General features: G+C 68.3%; 15 protein-coding genes. 10 read left to right on the top strand and 5 right to left on the bottom strand.

The window, feature by feature from the left end:
• Positions 1 to 535 precede the first annotated feature (535 nt).
• Both VES41_RS00155 and VES41_RS00160 read left to right on the top strand, forming a co-directional pair.
• Entirely contained in the window at positions 536 to 2,446 is a 1,911-nt protein-coding gene (locus tag VES41_RS00155; RefSeq protein WP_324811480.1) for an ATP-binding cassette domain-containing protein, read from the top strand.
• A 75-nt stretch (positions 2,447 to 2,521) separates the two neighbouring features.
• Positions 2,522 to 4,345, top strand: a complete 1,824-nt coding sequence (locus tag VES41_RS00160; protein WP_324811482.1) for a phospholipase D family protein — start codon at positions 2,522 to 2,524, stop codon at positions 4,343 to 4,345.
• A 15-nt stretch (positions 4,346 to 4,360) separates the two neighbouring features.
• Here the strand turns inward: VES41_RS00160 and VES41_RS00165 are convergent, their stop codons facing one another.
• Positions 4,361 to 5,773: a PLP-dependent aminotransferase family protein gene (locus VES41_RS00165; protein WP_324811484.1), complete on the bottom strand. Its 1,413-nt coding sequence runs from the start codon at positions 5,771 to 5,773 to the stop codon at positions 4,361 to 4,363.
• A 97-nt stretch (positions 5,774 to 5,870) separates the two neighbouring features.
• On the opposite strand from VES41_RS00165, the gene VES41_RS00170 reads away from it, so the two are divergent.
• The 7 genes from VES41_RS00170 to VES41_RS00200 all read left to right on the top strand — a co-directional run bounded on the left by VES41_RS00170 (position 5,871) and on the right by VES41_RS00200 (position 11,748).
• Complete coding sequence (locus VES41_RS00170) at positions 5,871 to 6,470, top strand: LysE family translocator (protein WP_324811485.1); 600 nt, start codon at positions 5,871 to 5,873, stop codon at positions 6,468 to 6,470.
• On the top strand, positions 6,467 to 7,444 hold the full coding sequence (locus VES41_RS00175; RefSeq protein ID WP_324811487.1) for a DMT family transporter: 978 nt from the start codon (positions 6,467 to 6,469) through the stop codon (positions 7,442 to 7,444). The genes VES41_RS00170 and VES41_RS00175 overlap by 4 nt, the downstream gene beginning before the upstream one ends.
• The gene (locus VES41_RS00180; protein WP_324811489.1) at positions 7,441 to 8,664 is read left to right on the top strand and encodes a PLP-dependent aminotransferase family protein; all 1,224 of its coding nucleotides are present in this window, start codon (positions 7,441 to 7,443) and stop codon (positions 8,662 to 8,664) included. The genes VES41_RS00175 and VES41_RS00180 overlap by 4 nt, the downstream gene beginning before the upstream one ends.
• Positions 8,665 to 8,683: 19 nt before the next feature.
• Positions 8,684 to 9,325, top strand: coding sequence for a glutathione S-transferase (locus tag VES41_RS00185; protein ID WP_324811491.1), 642 nt, complete (start codon positions 8,684 to 8,686; stop codon positions 9,323 to 9,325).
• A gap of 5 nt (positions 9,326 to 9,330) precedes the next feature.
• Positions 9,331 to 10,254 (top strand): PhzF family phenazine biosynthesis protein, encoded by a 924-nt coding sequence (locus VES41_RS00190; protein ID WP_324811493.1) that lies wholly within the window; start codon positions 9,331 to 9,333, stop codon positions 10,252 to 10,254.
• Positions 10,255 to 10,264: 10 nt separating this feature from the next.
• Positions 10,265 to 10,960, top strand: coding sequence for a VOC family protein (locus VES41_RS00195; RefSeq protein WP_324811495.1), 696 nt, complete (start codon positions 10,265 to 10,267; stop codon positions 10,958 to 10,960).
• A gap of 113 nt (positions 10,961 to 11,073) precedes the next feature.
• Positions 11,074 to 11,748, top strand: a complete 675-nt coding sequence (locus VES41_RS00200) for a histidine phosphatase family protein (RefSeq protein WP_324811497.1) — start codon at positions 11,074 to 11,076, stop codon at positions 11,746 to 11,748.
• A gap of 3 nt (positions 11,749 to 11,751) precedes the next feature.
• On the opposite strand, the gene cutA is transcribed toward VES41_RS00200, so the two are convergent.
• From cutA to VES41_RS00220, 4 genes are all read right to left on the bottom strand, one after another.
• Positions 11,752 to 12,105 carry a divalent-cation tolerance protein CutA gene (gene cutA, locus VES41_RS00205; protein WP_324811499.1) on the bottom strand — a complete coding sequence of 118 codons (354 nt, stop codon included), beginning with the start codon at positions 12,103 to 12,105 and terminating at the stop codon, positions 11,752 to 11,754.
• A gap of 11 nt (positions 12,106 to 12,116) precedes the next feature.
• Positions 12,117 to 12,365, bottom strand: a complete 249-nt coding sequence (locus VES41_RS00210; RefSeq protein WP_324811501.1) for a GlsB/YeaQ/YmgE family stress response membrane protein — start codon at positions 12,363 to 12,365, stop codon at positions 12,117 to 12,119.
• Positions 12,366 to 12,420: 55 nt separating this feature from the next.
• Positions 12,421 to 13,260, bottom strand: coding sequence for a creatininase family protein (locus tag VES41_RS00215; protein ID WP_324811503.1), 840 nt, complete (start codon positions 13,258 to 13,260; stop codon positions 12,421 to 12,423).
• Between the two features lie 62 nt (positions 13,261 to 13,322).
• Positions 13,323 to 14,168, bottom strand: coding sequence for a DMT family transporter (locus VES41_RS00220; RefSeq protein WP_324811505.1), 846 nt, complete (start codon positions 14,166 to 14,168; stop codon positions 13,323 to 13,325).
• 50 nt (positions 14,169 to 14,218) lie between these two features.
• Between VES41_RS00220 and VES41_RS00225 the strand changes: the two genes are divergently transcribed.
• Entirely contained in the window at positions 14,219 to 14,974 is a 756-nt protein-coding gene (locus VES41_RS00225; protein ID WP_324811507.1) for an alanyl-tRNA editing protein, read from the top strand.
• Positions 14,975 to 15,027 lie beyond the last annotated feature (53 nt).

The following is a 15,027-nucleotide window of genomic DNA, read 5'->3' on the forward strand; positions in this document are numbered from 1 at the left end:
TATATTTTTAATGAACCGCTCAAAACTCTTCGTTTTGAACTTCGCTCGCTGCGATCAGCGGAGCCTTCGATTATCGCACAGATTTTAAAGACCTGTCAAACTTGAGGGACTTTGCTGATCTTGTCGATCAACTCGCCCCACTGACTCTTTGCATTTCACTGCCTGCCTCGCTTTCGCGTTGCGCTCAGTGCCTTGCTTGAGCCGAGCCTTGAATTATGACACGAAAAATTCGTTCTTTTCAAGACCCCCGGCAAATTTCGCAGTTTTTTGGAAACTCGCTTTCGGCGGCGTTCCCTGCGTTGTGCCGAGCCCATGAGTATATGCCAGATTTTCTGCCCGAGTAAACACCGAACTCCTTTTCTTCTACTTTTCCTCGTTGCCCACGGAGCGCACCTGCGCGGGGGCGTTGCCCCGGGCGTCTGCTGAGGCGACGAGCCCGCCTCGTGCCGCAGCCGCGACCGGGGCCCAAGGAACGGCTTTGCCGCCACGGCTACATTGGGCCGCCGGCCACGCTCGTGGTCTCGATAATCCGCCCATGTCACTTCTCACCCTTTCCGCCGCCCAACTTGCATATGGACATGTGGCGCTCCTCGACGATGCGGAGTTTTCGCTCCAGGACAGTGAGCGCGTCGGCCTCATCGGACGCAACGGCGCGGGCAAGTCCTCGCTATTGAAGATACTGGGCGGGCTCGAGCGACCGGATGACGGCCTGCTGCAACTGCAGCAAGGCCTGCGCATTGCCTACGTGGCGCAGGAGCCGCGGCTCGATCCGTCTTTCACCGTGTTTGCCGCGGCCAGCCAGGGTATTGCGGACGTGATCGCCGCCCGCGACGATTATCTGAACGCGGTCGAAGGCGCAGACCTGGATGCGCTGCAGTCGCAGATCGAGTCCGGCAACGGCTGGAACTGGGAGCAACGCGTTCAGGAGGTGCTCGACCGCCTGCACCTCGACGGCCAAGCACTCGTCAAGACGCTCTCCGGAGGCACGCGCAAGCGCGTTGCCCTGGCCCAGGCGCTAGTAGCGACCCCCGACGTCTTGTTGCTGGACGAGCCAACCAACCACCTGGACCTCGATTCCATCGAGTGGCTGGAGCAACTTCTGATCGAGTTCAAGGGCAGCATCGTCACGATCACCCACGACCGCACCTTCCTTGACCGCGTCGCCACCCGCATCGTCGAGCTCGATCGCGGCGTGCTGCGCTCCTATCCCGGCAACTTCACCGAGTATCAGAAGCGCAAGGAGGAGCAACTGGCGCAGGAGCAGGTCATCAACGCGAAGGCAGACAAGCTGCTCGCGCAGGAGGAAATATGGGTTCGCAAGGGCGTCGAGGCACGCCGCACCCGCAGCCAGAGCCGCATCGGGCGGCTCGAGGCCCTGCGCCGGCGACGTGCGAGCCGGCGCGACGCGGTCGGGCGGGTGAACATGGAGCTTGCCACCGGCCTGCCGAGCGGCAAGATCGTCGCCGAACTCAAGCTCGCCACCAAATCCTTCGGCGACAAGACGGTGGTTCGGCAGTTCAGCGGCACATTGCTGCGCGGGGACAAGATCGGGCTGATCGGGCCCAACGGCGCCGGCAAGACGACCTTGCTCAAGCTGATTCTCGGCGAGCTCGAGCCCGACTCGGGCCAGGTGCGTCGGGGCACCAACCTGCAGGTGGCATATTTCGACCAGATGCGTGACGCGCTGGACCTGGACGCCACCCTGGAAGACTTCATCAGTCCGGGCAGCGAGTGGATCGAGATCGGCAGCCAGCGCAAGCACGTCAAGAGCTACCTGTCCGACTTTCTGTTCTCGCCCGCGCGTGCGAACTCGCCCGTCCGCTCCCTCAGTGGGGGTGAGCGCAACCGACTCCTGCTGGCGCGCCTGTTTGCGCGGCCCGCCAACGTCCTGGTGCTAGACGAGCCGACGAACGACCTGGACATCGACACGCTGGAACTGCTCGAGGACCTCCTGCAAAACTTCGAGGGCACCGTGTTCCTCGTCAGCCACGACCGCACCTTCCTGGACAACGTAGTCACCAGCACCGTCGCCTACGAGGGCGACGGCCGCTGGCGGGAATACGAGGGCGGCGTCCAGGATTGGCTGATCCAATCGCAACGTGCACGGGAAATTGCAGCCTCGTCGGCTTCCGCCGCCGCCTCGACCGCGCCGACGGCGGCGCCCGACCGCAAGACACAGGAAGCCGCCCCAACAGACGGCGCGGCCCGGGCGCCGGCAAAGCGCAAGCTCAGCTACAAGGAACAGCGTGAACTCGAGGCCCTGCCCGAGCGCATTGCCAGCCTGGAGGCCGAACAGCAGGAGATCGACCAGGCACTGGCCAGGCAGGGTGGCGTGCTCTATCGCGACGATCCCGCCCGTGCGGCCGAACTCGCCCAACGCCATGCCCGGATCGAGGAAGACCTGATGTCGGCCCTGGAGCGATGGGCAGAACTGGACGTCGGCTGACAACGGCCACGGACGGCCACCAGCTATATATACGGCTTCGTCACTGTGCGTGTCCTGAGAAGTACGCGCATTCGCATGCCCCTTTCTCGCCCATTCGCCATCACACGCATTGCTGCCGCCATCCAGGCGCCATCGCACCGCCGTTGGTCCGGCCTCGCAGTCGCACTGCTGCTCGGCGCTTGCGCACCATTGCCGCGCCACGTCGAACGCCCCGCCTCATATGCGCTGGCCACCTCCCAGGGCACGCCGCTCGCGAGCCTCACCGACGTGCTGCGCCCCAGGGACGCGCCCCGTCGCGACTCCGGCTTTCTCTTGCTGGCGGGCCCCCAGGATGCCTATGGTGCGCGCCTCGCACTGATCGATGCAGCGCGCAAGACGCTGGACCTGCAGTACTACGCCATTCACGTGGACGCCAGCACCGGGCGGCTGGTGCGCGCCTTGCGCGCAGCAGCGGCGCGTGGCGTGCGCGTGCGCATCCTGGTCGACGACTTCCACAGCACCGGGCACGATGCCCTGATCATGCGGCTGGCCTTCGAGAAGAACATCGAATTGCGGATGTTCAATCCGGTGCCAGGCGGGCGCGCCTCGATGGCCAGCCGCCTGTTCGGCGCGCTGACAGATCCGGCCCTGATGCAGCAACGCATGCACAACAAGCTGTTCATCGCCGACAACGTGATGGGAGTGACCGGCGGGCGAAACCTCGGCGATGCCTACTTCGGAAACAGCGACGACGGAAATTTCATCGATGTCGATGTGCTGGCCGCCGGGCCCATCGTCCCGGCCATGTCGAAGAGCTTCGACGCCTACTGGAACGATGAACGCGCCTACCCCGCGCAGTCACTGATCAGCCCCAAGGAGCTCGACGAGATCCGGGCTCAGGCCCGCGCGGAGCGCGAGAAGTCCAGCAACGCAGCGGAGGCGCACCGGATCGGCGAAGACGCCCCCGCCCAGCCGGAGGCCGATCGCCAGCCAGGCACCGCCGTGGAGGCGCAGGCACGCGCCCAGCGGCGGCAACGCGTCTGGAACGAGGAGCCGCTCGACCTGCGCGCGATGCATCTGACCTGGGCGCCATCGGCCGTTCTGGCAGACACGCCCGAGAAAATCGGCGGCGAAGGCGAGCCCGGCAAGGCGGCCCCGGCCGCAGCCACGCCCACGCCCCCAGACGAAGACCCCGCGAAACTGGCGCCCAAGGATCCGTCCACTGAGACATCGGCCAAGGTGCGAGTCAGCGGGCAGGACGGCGCGCAGACCGTCGAGGACATCGGCGTGGTGGACAGCCTGCTCGAGCTTCTGCGTCGAGCGCGCAGCAGCGTGGTGATCGTCTCGCCCTATTTCGTTCCGGGCCAGGACATGCTCGATGCATTGGCCGACGCTCGCAGAAGGGGCGTGAGGGTCCAGTTGCTGACGAACTCGCTGGCATCCAACGACGCGATCGCGGCGCATGCCGGGTACGTGCGCCATCGCGAAGCATTGCTGTCGATGGGCGTCGAACTCTACGAGTTGCGAAGCGAGCGTGGCTCCGCGGGAGGTGCGCTGGGATCGTCCGGTACCGGCTCGGCCGGCGAATCCCGCTCGATGCTTCACTCCAAGATGCTGACGCTCGACGGCGCCTGGGTCGTCATCGGGTCGATGAACCTGGACCTGCGCTCGCAGCTGCAGAACACCGAACTGGCGCTGCTGATCCATTCGTCGGACCTGGCGCACGCGGTCGACCAGCGACTCGAAGGCTCCGTGTCCCGCCTCGCCTGGCGGGTACGCAAGGACGAGCACGGCCAGCTGATCTGGCAGGCGCCGCAAGGCAGCGGTGTGCCCGACGCCCACGAGGAGCCGGACACCACCCTCGGACAACGCATGCTGATGCATCTGCTCGGCCCACTGGCCCCGCAGCGCCTCCTGTAGGCGCAGCCCGCCGCCTCAGCGCAGCGTGTCCCGCAGCCGGGCGAACGCCTTCCAGAACTGTGCGTCCTGCGCCGAGGCGAAATTGACCCGCATGCGGGTGTCGGGCGGCCGCCGGGCGTGGAACAGGGAGCCCGGGGCGATCAGGTAGCCCTCGTCCAGCAGCCGCTGCGTCAGCGCGTCAGTGTCGACGCCCGTGTCCACCCACCCGAACAGGCCCGCCGGCTCGGACGCGAAGGTACACCCCGCCGCCAGCGCCAGCTTCACGGTGCGGCTGCGCGCCGCATCCAGGCGTGCCCGGATGCGTTCGCAATGCCGCCGCAACTGCCCCTGATCGATGCACCAGGCCAGCGCCCGCTCGAAGATGGCCGGCGTGGTCAGCGTCGCCAGCAACTTCGTCTCCAGCAGGCGCGGATACAAAGAAGGCGGCGCCGCGAGGTAGCCGATCCGCCAGTTGGGTGCGAGGATCTTTGCGAATCCGCTCACGTAGATGGTGCGCTGCAGGCCGTCGAGCGCACACAGTCTGGTCGCATGGTCGGGTGCCAGATGGCTGTAGGTGTCGTCTTCGACAATGTGGAAGTCGTGGCGACTCGCCAGTTGCAGCAGCCGGTGCGCACTCCCCGGCGCCAGGCTGTAGCCGGTCGGGTTGTGAAGCACGCTGACGCTGACGAACAACTTCGGGCGATGGCCCTCCCCGGCTTCACAGTAGCGCGCCATCACGTCCAGGTCCGGCCCGTCGGGGCGCCGCGGCACCGGCAGGATGCGCATCCCCAGCGCCTCCAGCCGGGCAAACTCGATGGCCCACCCCGGCTCCTCGACCATCACCGGGTCCCCGGCGCGCAGCAGGGTACGACTGACGATGTCCAGCGCATGCGTCGCGCCAACGGTGGTGATGATCTGGTCGGGCCCGGCTGCGACGTTGATCCCCATCAGCTTTTGCGAAAGGCTGCGCCGCAGCACCGCGTCGCCGGCCGGCTCGCCGTACTGCAACGACAACTCCTGCAACGTCGGCCCCCCGATCACGCGCCGAAGGGCAGCCGGCGCGAAGGTGTTGTCCAGCCAGTCCGGTGGAAACACCCCCATGCCGGGTTGCGGCTTGGCGCTGTGCCGATGGAACATGCTGCGGATCAGGGAACTGGCATCCGCCTGGACCGGCGCCGCGGCTGCTGCCGCGGAGGACAATGACGGCTCCGCCCGGGCCGCCGCGTCACGTACGAAGAAGCCGCGCTGGCGACGCGCTTCCACCAGCCCCTGTGCCTGCAACTGGTCGTAGGCTGCGACCACCGTGTGCGGGCTCACGCCGTGCTGGCGCGCGCACTCGCGTACTGACGGCAGGCGCGCCCCCGGCGCCAGCAGGCGCCCGCGGATGCGCTCGGCAAAGCGTGCGGAGAGTTGGTCGGTGAGCGACAGCCCAGCGGTTCGTGTCAGCATGGTCGAAGCTGTATCAAGCAGCAGGCCAATACAAATGTTGAATTTGTACGGTCATCTGTACTGGTACTGTAATGGTCTTGAGTCTAAAGTCTGTACCATGACTTGGCAAGAATTCACCGCCCTGCTGGTGTTGGCCACGGCGATGAGCTTCTCGCCGGGGCCCAATACCACCTTGTCCACCGCCCTCGCGGCAAACGGCGGCATGCCGCGCGCCATGCGTTTCGTGCTGGCTGTGCCGGTCGGCTGGACGCTTCTGCTGGGCCTGTGCGCCGCTGGCGTGGGCGCGCTGGTCCTGGCCGCGCCGGGCCTGCGCATCGCCGTCCAGGCCCTTGGCGTGGGCTACCTGCTGTACCTGGCATGGAAGCTCGCGGGCAGCAGCGCGCTGGCGCAGGCCGAACAGTCGGCCTTGCGGGTCGGTTTCTGGCAGGGCGTGGCACTGCAGTTCGTGAACATCAAGGCCTGGCTGCTGGCGCTGACGATCGTCGCCGGGTGGGTGGCCGGCCAGCCCGACGCTCTGCACCGCTTCGCCATCGTAGCGCCGGTCATGCTCGTCTATGCATTTGCGAGCAACTTCGTCTACGCATTGGCCGGCGCGCTGCTGCGCCACTGGCTGGCCCAGGGCAGCCGGCTGCTGTGGTTCAACCGCGCCATGGCCGTCGTCCTCCTGCTGACTGCCTATTGGATTGCTCGCGCATGAGCACCGGCCTGCGCGCATCGCGGCGCCCATGGGGGCTGTCCGACTCCACCCTCGGCATGTGGCTGGGGGTACTCGGCGTGGCTGTCTTCGCGTTGACGCTGCCGGTCACGCGGCTTGCCACGGGCACGCAGGAAGCGCCTCAGTTGTCACCCTGGTTCGTCACGCTGGGCCGGGCCGCCCTTGCCGGCATGCTTTCGGCGGGGTTCCTCCTTTCCACGCGCTCCCCCTGGCCCAAACACCATCACTGGAAGCCGCTTGGCCTGGCGGTGCTGGGCAATGTCCTGGGCTACCCGCTGCTGCTCGCTTACGCGTTGCGCGTGGTCGATGCTGGTCACGCCGCGGTCATCACCGCGCTGCTGCCGCTGGTCACCGCTGCCGTCGCGGCCTGGCTTCTGCACCAGCGTGCCAGCGGCGCTTTCTGGTGGTGCGCCGTCGCCGGCAGCGCACTGGTGATCGTCTTCGCCGTGCTGCGCAGCGGCGGTGCAGGCTCCGTGCTCGGCTTCGAGTGGGCCGATCTGCTGTTGATCGGCGCCGTCGTGGCGGCTTCCGTCGGCTACGTTGCCGGCGCGCAGATCACGCCCGAACTCGGCGCCGAGCGGGTGATCTGCTGGGTTTGCGTCCTGGCGTTGCCCTTCACGCTGCCGGGCGCCCTGTGGCTGTGGCCCACCGGCCCGATCGCCCCTTCGGCCTGGAGCGCCTTCGTCTACCTCGGCATGTTCTCGATGTGGATCGGGTTCTTCGCGTGGTATCGCGGACTGGCACTGGGTGGCGCTCTTCGCGTCAGCCAGACCCAGTTGCTGCAGCCGTTTCTGTCCATCGTCGCGGCGCTGCCGCTGCTGGGCGAACCAGTGGACGGGCTGACCCTGGCCTTTGCCGCCGCGGTGGTCGCCACCGTGGTCCTCGGCAAGAAGCTTTCGCGACCTGCAGCAGCGCCGTCCCCACCTGTCTCCCGTCCGTCCAAGGAAAAGCCATGAAATGGAAACTCGCCGCACGCTCCGAAAAGATGAACCCGTCGGTGCTGCGTGAAATCCTCAAGGTCACCGAACGCCCCGGCATCATCAGCCTGGCTGGCGGCCTGCCATCCCCGCGCGCCTTCCCGGTCTCGGCCTTCGCCGACGCATGCGCCCAGGTGCTCGGCACGCAAGCCGAAGCGGCGTTGCAATACGCGGCCAGCGAAGGCTACGGGCCGCTGCGCCAGGCCGTGGCCGACATGCTGCCCTGGGACGTGGATCCGGCGCAGGTGCTGATCACCACCGGCTCGCAGCAGGGCCTCGATCTGGTGGCCAAGGTACTGCTCGACCCGGGTAGCCGGGTGCTGGTCGAAACACCTACTTATCTCGGCGCCCTGCAGGCCTTCGCACCCATGGAGCCCGAGCCTGTCGCAGTAGCCAGCGACGGCCAGGGCGTGCTGCCCGAAGACCTCCTTGCCAAGGCAGCCGGCGGCGACGCGCGCTTCGTCTACCTGCTGCCCAACTTCCAGAACCCCACCGGCCGCAGCATGAGCGAAGCGCGCCGTGTCGCGGTGGTCGAGGCGGCCCGCCAGGCCGGCCTGCCGATCGTCGAGGACAACCCGTATGGCGAACTGTGGTTCGACCAGCCGCCCCCGTTGCCACTGACGGCGCGGCATCCGCAAGGCTGCATCTACCTGGGATCTTTCTCCAAGGTGCTGGCACCCGGATTGCGCCTGGGCTTCCTGGTGGCACCCAAGTCCATCTTCCCCAAGCTGCTGCAAGCCAAGCAGGCGGCCGATCTGCACAGCCCGATCTTCAACCAGCGCATGGTCCACGAAGTGATGAAGGACGGGTTCCTCGATCGCCACGTGCCCACCATCCGCGCGCTCTACAAGCACCAGCGCGACGTGATGATCGAAGCACTCAGGCACGAAATGGCCGGGCTGGACGTCACCTTCCAGACACCCGCCGGCGGCATGTTCCTGTGGCTGCGCCTGCCGGCCGGCATCGATACCGTCGAACTGCTGCCCCATGCCGTGGAACGCGGCGTGGCGTTCGTGCCGGGCGCGCCCTTCTACGCCGATGCGGCCGACTCGCGTACCCTTCGCCTGTCATACGTGACGGCCAGCGAAGAGCAGATCCGCAGCGCCATCGCCGCGCTGGCCGAAACGGTGCGCGAGCAGCTTGCACACCAGGCAGCCGCTCGTACCGAACAACTTCTCGCCGCCGAGCCGGCGCCCTGACCGGAAGGACCCGACCGCCATGCTGAACATCTGGGGGCGCATCAGCTCCATCAACGTGCGCAAGGTCGTCTGGTGCGCGCAGGAACTCGGTCTGGATTTCCAGCGCACGGAAGCCGGCGGACGCTTCGGCGTGGTGCAGACCGAACCGTTCCTTCAGCTCAACCCGAATGCCCTGGTACCGGTGATCGACGACGGCGAGGGCGAGCAGCGCGTGGTGCTGTGGGAGTCGAACGTCATCGTGCGCTACCTGTGCGCCAGGCACGCGCCCGGCGGGCTCTATCCGCTGGATCTGCCGGCGCGCTTCGACGCCGAGCGCTGGATGGACTGGCAGCAGACCACCATGAATCGCGCCGGCAGCCCTGCTTTCCTGCAACTGGTGCGCACCCCGGCCGAGCAGCGCAACCCGGAAGTCATCGCACAGTCGTGTGCGGCCACCGAATCGCTGTTCGCCTTGCTCGACGCCCATCTGGCAGGCCGCGAATTCATGATGGGCGATCAATTCACCATGGCCGACATCCCGCTGGGCTGCGAGGCGCATCGCTGGTTCGGCCTGCCCGCGGCGCTCTACACCCGGCCGTCGTGGCCGAACGTCGAGCGCTGGTTCAGCCAGCTGCGCGCGCGCGCCGGTGCGCGCGGCGTGCTCGATCTCACTCTGGAGTAGATTCCATGCGCAGCCGCGACTTCAAGCAGGTCGACGTCTTCACCGATGCGCCCTATCTGGGCAACCCGCTGGCCGTCGTGCTCGATGGCGGCGACCTCGACGACGAGGCGATGCAGCGCTTCGCGCGCTGGACCAACCTGTCCGAGACCACCTTCCTGCTTCCGCCGACGGACCCGGCCGCCGACTACCGCGTCCGCATCTTCACGCCCGGCGGAGAACTGGCTTTCGCAGGCCACCCGACGCTCGGGAGCTGCCACGCATGGCTGGCCGCGGGCCATACGCCCAGACAACGCGGCGAGATCGTGCAGCAATGCCAGGCCGGGCTGGTGCGTATTCGCAAGATCGGCAGCCCGGACGGCGGCCTCGCTTTCGCGGCACCGCCGCTGCGGCGCGCCTCTCCGAGTCCGACCGTGCTGGCCAAGGTGGCCGCAGCCCTCCAGCTCAAATCCCACCAGATACTCGCCGCGCAGACGCTGGACAACGGCACCGTCTGGCTCGGCCTCCTGTTGGCTGACGCAGACCTGGTGCTGGCGCTGTCGCCGGATCACCGGCAATTGCGCGAAATCGGACTCAAGGTCGGCGTGGCGGGCATCACCAGCGCGCAGGACACCGCGTTGCTGATCGGTCGATCGAACCGAGAGGCGCGTGCATTCACCGGTGCCGCATCACGAGCCCGGGCCGAGGCGCAACTGGAGGTCCGCGGCTTCGCCGCCCCGATCGGCGTCGACGAAGACCCCGTCACCGGCAGCCTCAATGCGAGCCTGGCGCAATGGCTGATCGCCGACGATCGCCTGCCCGAACGCTACGTGGCGGCCCAGGGCCAATGCATCGGCCGCGACGGACGGGTGCACATCGAGCGCGACGATGACGGGCAGGTCTGGGTCGGCGGCCGCTCGGTCACCTGCATCCAAGGCAGCGTCACGCTCTGATCCATCGACGATGACCCGCGCTCGAATCGACCATCTGGTGGTGGCAGGCGCGTCGCTGGCCGACTGCGTGCAGTGGTGCGAAGCCACGCTCGGCGTGTCACCCGGCGCTGGCGGTCGGCATCCGCTGATGGGCACGCACAACCGGCTGCTCGATCTGTCGAGCACCGCCCATCCGCGTTGCTACCTGGAACTGATCGCTGTCGAGCCTGGCGTGGCGCCCACCCGCGCCCCGGGCCTGCGCCGCTGGTTCGACCTGGACGACGAAGGCCTTCAGGCCAGCCTGCGCGTCGAAGGACCGCGGCTCATCCATTTCGTGGCCCGGGTTGCCGACGCGCAGGCAACCGTCGATTCGCTCGCGCATGAAACGCCCCCCGTCAACCGCGGCGCCGTGATCCAGGCGACCCGCGACAGTCCCGCCGGCCGCCTCGAATGGCGCATCAGCGTCCGCGACGATGGCCAGCGCCTGATGCAAGGGCTGTTGCCCACGGTGATCCAGTGGGGCAATCTGCATCCGACCGGTACGATGCCCCCATCCGGCCTGACGCTCGAGCGCCTCGTCGCCCGCCATCCGCAGGCGATGCCGCTGGCGGCCAATCTCGCGTGCATCGGCTTGCACGACGTCGAGACGCAGCCAGGCCCACCGCTGCTCACCGCATGGCTGCAGACCCCGCGCGGGCCGGTCAGCCTGTGCTCCGACGGGATCTGAGCGGCCCGGCAGTGTCCTGCGCGGTCCAGCCCCGCTGGGGCCAGGCGCAGACGGGCAAACGGCTCGTCACGCGCGGGACGGGTTTCGACGGCGCCTCTTGCCAGAATCCACGCATGGGCACCCTTTACCTCGTGCGGCACGGCCAGGCCTCTTTCGGCGCCGCCGACTATGACAACCTCAGCGACCTGGGCCGCCGCCAGAGCGAACGCCTGGGCGAATACTGGCGCGAACGCGGCATGACCTTCGACGCCGTGATCACCGGCACGCTACGCCGCCACCGTCAGACCTGGGAGGGGATTGCGCGCGGCCTGGGCCTGACGCGCGACGACGTGCTGCCCTGGCCCGGACTCAACGAGTACGACAGCGAGGCCGTGATCGCCGCGATCCATCCGGCCAAGCTGGAGAAACCGGACACGCCCGAGCTGTACCGGCACCACTTCCGGCTTCTGCGCGACGGGCTCGGCTCCTGGATGCAGGGCCGCACCACGCCCGTCGGCATGCCCAGCTACGTGGACTTCCTGGCCGGCGTCACCTCGGCATTGGACCACGTCCGCGACCGCCACCACGGCGCGCGCGTGCTGGTGGTCTCGAGCGGCGGGCCCATCAGCACCGCCGTCGGCCACGTGCTGGGCACCAGCCCGGAAACCACCATCGAGTTGAACCTGCGCATCCGCAATACGGCCGTGACGGAGTTCGCGTTCACGCCCAAGCGCCACATGCTGGTGACCTACAACACCTTGCCGCACCTGGACGGTCCGGCCTGGGAAGACTGGGTCACCTACGCCTGAGCGTCAGGGCGACGCCGGCCCCGGCGTGGTCGCCTCGACCAGCCAGCGCAGATACTCCGGCAGGCCGCCACCGAGGGGCAGTTGCAGGATTTCCGGCGTCTGGTAGCTGTGCCGCTCGCGGATGAGTGCCTGCGCCTGCGCCGCGCATGCCGCACGGGTCTTGACCATCAGTACCCATTCGGGCTCACGCCGCAACTCGCCATCCCAGCGGTAGAAGCTGCGCACCTGCGTCACCTGCACGCAGGCGGCCAGGCGCGATTCGACCAGGGCGCCTGCCAGCGCCTCCGCTTCGTCCTCGGTTCCGAGCGCGGTCGTCAGGAGACAAGGGGCGTCGGCGTCGATCTGGGTGCTGCTCATGGCGGGTGCCGTCAGGTCTTGCGCTTGATCAGGCCCCAGATGACGAGCAGCACGATGGCGCCGACCACCGAGGCGATGAAGCCCGCTGGTTCGCCGACGGCATACCACCCCATGGCCTGGCCGACATAACCGGCGGCCAATGCGCCGAGCACGCCGGCGATGGTGGTGGCAATGATGCCCATCGAATCGTCGCCGGGCTTGATGGCGCGGGCCACGAGGCCCACGACGAAGCCGATCAGAATGGTCCAGACAATGCTCATGAGCGTGTCCTCTTCGTTGCGGCGGCCCGGGCGGTGTGTCCGGACTCGAAGGCCATCATAGCGGCGTGGCTGCTCCGCCGGGGGCGGGGCCGTCCACCAGCGTGGACAGCGGCAACCGCGAGACCTCGCCCAGCAGGAGCGCCAGTTGCCTGGCTGCGCCGTCCACCAGCGCCTGGCCCTTCGCAGCGTCGGCCGCGGCGGCGTTGCCTGCGGCGCCTTCGGGGTTGTAGTCCTGCATCGCCCAGGCCAGCTTGGCGCTCCTGCCGTTGCCGAGGATCGGATAGTCGGCGGCGCGCTGGCGCGAACTGGAGGGAAAGTCCTTGGCGGCGCCCATGTCCACCAGTTGCGGCGCAAGCGCCAGCATCATGGCGGTCTCGGACTCGCCTGCATGCACGTCGAACCGGCCCGGCTCCGCGTCGCCCAGCGGCAGGTGGAACCAGCTGACGCTGTAGACCAGCAGGTCGTGCGCCTGCCGCAACTCGCGCGCGACCACGTCCATCGCGCCGACATGGCCGCCGTGGGCATTGAAAAGCACCAGCTTGCGCAGGCCGGCACGCGCGACGCCGGCACCGATCTCGGACCACACCGCCATCAGGGTGCGGGCAGACAGGGTCAGGGTTCCGGGAAACCGGGCATGCTCCGGGCTCAGGCCGATCGGTTGCGTCGGCAGAAACAGCACCGGCAGGCTTGACGGCAGCAGCGGCAACGCCGCCTGGACGATGCCATCGGCCAGCATGGTGTCGACGCCCAACGGCAAGTGCGGCCCGTGCTGCTCGGTGGCGCCCAGCGGCAGCACGGCCACCGTTGTTGCCGGATCGAGCGCGGCAAAGTCGCGGGTGCCCAGTTCGGCCCAGAAACGGCGGGAGCGGGGCGGACTGTGGGGTGCGGCGGTCATGCCGTGCATCTTAGTCAGGCGCGGGCGGCCTGCACGCTGCAGATCGCGCAGGCGCGCCGCGGCTAGTGGCGCCGCTCGCGCATCAGCACCAGCGCAATGCCGCCGAGAATGGCGGCGCTCGCGCCCACCAGCCGCATGCCAGGTTGCTCGGCCATGAACATGACGCCGCCGATGGCCGCCAGCGGCGGGACCGACAATTGCACGGTGGCGGCGCGCAGTGCCCCAAGCCCTGCCAGCGCGGCGTACCAGACCACGTAGCCCAGCCCGGAACTGATGGCCCCTGAGGCCACGGCCAGCGCAACCCCGCGCGCATCGGCGTGGGCCTGCCAGCTCAGCGCCAGGGCCAGCGCGAGCGCCAGCGGCGTCGCCCAAAGAAAATTGTGGGTGGTGGCGGCCAGCGGATCGGCCACACCGCGCCCACGCAGTGTGTAGACGCCCCAGGCGATGCCGGCCACAGCCATCAGCAGGGCGCCGACCGGCGGCGGCGCGCTGACGCCCGGCAAGACCAGCCACACGAAGCCGGCGACGGCCAGGGCGAAGCCGACCCAGCCCCGGGCGCCGAAGGATTCGCCGCGGCGCAGGCCGACCGTCAGCATGGTCAGTTGCACTGCACCGAAAAGGATCAACGCGCCGGTTCCGGCGGACAGCGTCCGGTAGGCGAAGGAAAAGAAGGCGACATAGCCGAAGAGCATGGCCGGCGCCAGCCAGTCGCGACGGACAGGCACCGCAGGCCGTGCGCGCCACCGCAGCACCAGGACGAGCACCAGCGAACCTGCGGCCAGACGCAAGGCGCCGAAGCTCGCCGGATCGATGTCTGCGTCGGCAAGCGCCAGCCGACACAGGACCGAATTCGCCGCGAACGCCACCATCGCGACAACCGTCAGGACGAGGGTGCGCATCGCGGGCATGGACGGTATTGTGCGGCGCGCGCCAGCACGCCGCCCGCTACCATCGGCCCATGACCGAAGAGCTGTTCCGAACGGACGCCTACCTGCGCGAGTGCAGCGCGCGCATCGCACGCCTGGATGAGGGCGGCGCCATCGTGCTCGACCGCACCGTGTTCTATCCGATGGGCGGCGGCCAGGCCGGCGACAGCGGCGCACTGCTGCTGGCCGACGGCCGCGCCATCGCCATCTCCGACTCGCGCAAGGCGCGGGACGCGCACGGCCGGCCGTTGCCCGACGTCCTTCACGTCCCGGAGCCCGGGCAGGAATCCCTGCTCGACGCACTGCACCCGGGCGACGCGGTCGTCGCGCGCATCGACTGGGCGCGCCGCCACAAGCTCATGCGGTTTCACACTGCCACCCACTTGCTGTGCCACCTGGTGCCACATCCGGTCGATGGCTGCTCCATCACGCCCGAATACGCGCGGCTGGACTTCCACATGACCGAGCCGCTCGACAAGGAAGCGTTGACGGCCGGCCTGGCGCAACTGGTGGCGCAGGCCCACCCGCTGGCCGTCGGCAGCATCAGCGAAGCCGAACTCGACGCCAACCCGGCGCTGGTGAAGAGCATGAGCGTGCAGCCGCCACGCGGCAGTGGGCAGGTGCGCACCATCCGCATCGGCGGCGGCGACGGGCAGCCGCAGATCGACCTGCAGCCGTGCGGCGGCACCCACGTGGCCAACACGGCCGAAATCGGCCCGGTGCTGGTCAGCAAGGTCGAGAAGAAGAGCGCACGCACGCGGCGGGTCGTGCTCGGCTGGGCGGCATGAGCGGCCGCCAGCCGCCAGTGCCACCGGAACTTCGACTCGCCTTGCATGCTCCG

The organism is Variovorax sp., assembly GCF_035634955.1.
Taxonomy (GTDB): Bacteria; Pseudomonadota; Gammaproteobacteria; order Burkholderiales; family Burkholderiaceae_C; genus Variovorax.

Coding starts and splice junctions, on each gene's coding strand:
- VES41_RS00180 (WP_324811489.1), top strand. CDS start 7,441: ATGAAATGGAAACTCGCCGCACGCTCCGAAAAGATGAACCCGTCGGTG.
- VES41_RS00190 (WP_324811493.1), top strand. CDS start 9,331: ATGCGCAGCCGCGACTTCAAGCAGGTCGACGTCTTCACCGATGCGCCC.
- VES41_RS00215 (WP_324811503.1), bottom strand. CDS start 13,260: ATGACCGCCGCACCCCACAGTCCGCCCCGCTCCCGCCGTTTCTGGGCC.
- VES41_RS00175 (WP_324811487.1), top strand. CDS start 6,467: ATGAGCACCGGCCTGCGCGCATCGCGGCGCCCATGGGGGCTGTCCGAC.
- cutA (WP_324811499.1), bottom strand. CDS start 12,105: ATGAGCAGCACCCAGATCGACGCCGACGCCCCTTGTCTCCTGACGACC.
- VES41_RS00210 (WP_324811501.1), bottom strand. CDS start 12,365: ATGAGCATTGTCTGGACCATTCTGATCGGCTTCGTCGTGGGCCTCGTG.
- VES41_RS00170 (WP_324811485.1), top strand. CDS start 5,871: ATGACTTGGCAAGAATTCACCGCCCTGCTGGTGTTGGCCACGGCGATG.
- VES41_RS00160 (WP_324811482.1), top strand. CDS start 2,522: ATGCCCCTTTCTCGCCCATTCGCCATCACACGCATTGCTGCCGCCATC.
- VES41_RS00195 (WP_324811495.1), top strand. CDS start 10,265: ATGACCCGCGCTCGAATCGACCATCTGGTGGTGGCAGGCGCGTCGCTG.
- VES41_RS00225 (WP_324811507.1), top strand. CDS start 14,219: ATGACCGAAGAGCTGTTCCGAACGGACGCCTACCTGCGCGAGTGCAGC.
- VES41_RS00155 (WP_324811480.1), top strand. CDS start 536: ATGTCACTTCTCACCCTTTCCGCCGCCCAACTTGCATATGGACATGTG.
- VES41_RS00220 (WP_324811505.1), bottom strand. CDS start 14,168: ATGCCCGCGATGCGCACCCTCGTCCTGACGGTTGTCGCGATGGTGGCG.
- VES41_RS00200 (WP_324811497.1), top strand. CDS start 11,074: ATGGGCACCCTTTACCTCGTGCGGCACGGCCAGGCCTCTTTCGGCGCC.
- VES41_RS00185 (WP_324811491.1), top strand. CDS start 8,684: ATGCTGAACATCTGGGGGCGCATCAGCTCCATCAACGTGCGCAAGGTC.
- VES41_RS00165 (WP_324811484.1), bottom strand. CDS start 5,773: ATGCTGACACGAACCGCTGGGCTGTCGCTCACCGACCAACTCTCCGCA.